This window comes from Selenomonadales bacterium (assembly GCA_017442105.1).
Classification (GTDB): Bacteria; Bacillota; Negativicutes; order RGIG982; family RGIG982; genus RGIG982.
Map to the genome: position 1 here is coordinate 1 of JAFSAX010000221.1, position 2,885 is coordinate 2,885.

Annotated in this window: 3 protein-coding genes and 1 tRNA gene; 2 read left to right on the forward strand and 2 right to left on the reverse strand. The window is 43.4% G+C overall.

The genetic code is table 11. From position 1 onward, the window contains the following. On the reverse strand, positions 1–771 hold a 771-nt coding region (locus IJN28_08395; protein MBQ6713785.1), incomplete at its 3' end, for a class II fructose-bisphosphate aldolase. A 211-nt stretch (positions 772–982) separates the two neighbouring features. Between IJN28_08395 and IJN28_08400 the strand changes: the two genes are divergently transcribed. Next, a complete protein-coding gene (locus tag IJN28_08400) occupies positions 983–1,834 on the forward strand; it encodes a PHP domain-containing protein (GenBank protein MBQ6713786.1) in 852 nt (283 codons plus the stop codon). A 48-nt stretch (positions 1,835–1,882) separates the two neighbouring features. Here IJN28_08400 and IJN28_08405 read toward each other — a convergent pair whose 3' ends face one another. Then, positions 1,883–2,344, reverse strand: coding sequence for a hypothetical protein (locus IJN28_08405; GenBank protein ID MBQ6713787.1), 462 nt, complete (start codon positions 2,342–2,344; stop codon positions 1,883–1,885). 202 nt (positions 2,345–2,546) lie between these two features. On the opposite strand from IJN28_08405, the gene IJN28_08410 reads away from it, so the two are divergent. Further along, a tRNA-Leu gene (locus IJN28_08410) sits at positions 2,547–2,634 on the forward strand. Positions 2,635–2,885: the final 251 nt, after the last annotated feature.

Consider the following 2,885-nt stretch of genomic DNA (forward strand, 5'->3'; position numbering starts at 1 on the left):
CGAACCTTTTACTGCTTTTTTAACAGCTGCCATCAAATTGATGTAGTTCGCGATCGGGTCTTTTGCGCACTCAGCTTTGAGTGTAGCAATCGCCGTAGTCGACATATCTGTCGGAACATTAACTTTCGAAATACCGTGTGCGATAACATCTTTATAAGACGGTAATTTACCACCACTGTGCATAACGAACGGAATGTTCACAGCCTGTGCCAATTCTTCCAGTTTATCCGTATTGATCTGACCACCTTCGCGATTACGGAACGCAATAGCAAGCGCATCTACATGTGTTTTCGCGACGAATTCAGCAGCCATATCAACCGTTGCAAGCTGTGCAACATCGACCATTTCCTCTTTACTGCGATATCCGAGTTCCCCTTCAACCGAAATACCGAGTGCATGTGCCATCGAGCAAATTTCTTTCGTACGTTTCAAATTTTCCTCGAACGGCAATTTCGACCCATCAAACATAACCGACGTGAAGCCCCAGCGAACCGCACGCAAAATACCATCGTACGAATGAGCATGGTCCATATGAAGCGCAACCGGAACAGAGCTTCTCTGTGCACGATTGACCATTGCTGCGCTCAACGTATCCATATCAACGAAACGGAAGAGTCTTTCCGGTACACTCAAGATAACCGGCGACTTCGTTTCTTCGGCAGCCTCAACGACTGCACAAAGCGTTTCAAAGTTAAATACATTGAAACTACCTACTGCATATTTACCACCTTTTGCTTGCTGAAGCATTTCATTCATAGCTACTAACGACATTGTAATCTCCCCCTTAATCTATTCTTCTCTATGTCGTATCTAGAAGATGTATTTCTTACTTAATATAATTCTAAATTTTCTCAAAATATCCTCTAAGAAAACAAAGTTTTTTTATTTTTTTAAAAAAATTTCTTTTTGTCCTATACCAGTAGCCAAACTTCCGTTTCTGGCGTATAATAAAGATATTATCAGCAACAAAGGGGATTTTACCATGAAATTTGACTATCATATGCATTTTGAATATGGCACGTACGACCTTGATTGGGTACAAGGCTTCTTCGACAGTGCCAAATCTCGCGGTATCGACGGCATCGGGATCTCCGAGCACAGCCACGGTTTCTCCGAATTCAAAGACCTCTATTACGACGAACTGATCCTCGATGATTCCATCATCGGCACCTATCAGCAAAAATGGCTTCAAAAAGGCAAATTCCGCTATTCGCTCGATGATTACTTCTCGTTCATGCAGATGCTCAAAGAAAAAAACTATCCTGTTAAAACAGGGATCGAGATCTGCAACTTCAAAAATCAGGCCCGCGTAAAAGAGATCATCGCACCGTATCAATTCGACTATGTTATCGGCTCTGTTCACTTCATCAACGGCTGGGGGTACGACTTCTCCGATCTTCTTTCCGTCTGGAATGAATATGACCTCAAAGACATCTACGAATGGTACACACAAGAGATCGAACATATGGCAGCCTCGGGACTCTACGATGTTCTCGGCCATCCGTTCAACATTCGTCTCTTTAAAATTTTGCCGACATTTGACGTCACACCATACCTCACTCGCGCTGTACGCGCACTCAAAGAAGCCAACATGGCGATCGACATCAACACAGGTACTCGTTACCGTTATCCGATCGCAGAGATCTCGCCATATCCCGACTTCCTCAAAATTGCCGCAGAGTATGGTCTTCCTGCCATGACCTCCTCCGACGCGCACAAGCCTGAAGACTGCGGTCGCTATATCGCAGAAGCCGTTGACTATCTCAAAGAGTACGGCTATACCGAAGGACGCATCTTCACCGCCCGCAAGCCCGAAAGCTATCCGCTCGGATAAAATAAAAAAGCTAGAGGATCCAAGATTCTCTAGCTTTTATTCTTTTCATCAGATCGTCTGATCTACCGTCTGCTCAGCCGTAGCTGCAATGCGTTTCATCATATCGGGAACATCGTTCGATACATGTTGTGCCGTAATGTCCATCAATGCGTGAACGACTTCCGGATCGAACGTGTCATCTTTTGCCATCATGCAAGTGCTGAGGAAAAGACCGCCGTCTTCTTCACGCGTGAAATAACGGAAGAGCTTCTGCATGCTGTTCATATCATCAAGGATCGGAAGGATCTTGCCGCGATTTTCCGGCGTAACAAGTTTGTTGGCGATCCATACTTCGATCGTAATAAACATACTGCTGTCCAAGATGACCATCATCGGAAGCGTCTTGCCTTCGGACTGAAGACCCGTATGGAATACCGCCGTATTCATCTGATCTTTTGCTTCATGCATACGGAAACCCGTAATTTCTTTCTGATTAAAGTATGCAGATAATTTCGTTGCTTTTATGTTCATTGGTCTATCCCCTATCTATTAGAAAATTCATATAATATTATTTTCTACCCAAAAAGATGAAAGTCCTGCCTGACAAGTGAAAATCTTCCCTTTCCTTCTCTCTATACTCTGTAAAAAAATGAAAAACCTCTAAAAAAACTGCTTGACACTCCCCCGTCCTTCTGGTAATATAATATTTGTTCCTATGAGGAACGCACGATATGCCGAAGTGGCGGAATTGGCAGACGCACTTGACTCAAAATCAAGCGTAGTTACCCTACGTGCCGGTTCGAGTCCGGCCTTCGGCACCACGTCAACAAACGGTCTTTTCTTTATTGAAAAGGCCGTCTTTTTTTATCTAAATGATATTCATAGGTTTCATATATGATGGCAAGCAGGATTACACCATACGACAATAGAATCATATTTATATTATCTATTGAACGGAGCTGTTATCTATGAAAAAAGTCATACCAATACTCCTTGCACTCTTTATCATGCTCACCTCAACCTGCTTTGCTACGTATGAACCTGATTCAAATCGGTGGGAAATAATAACAAG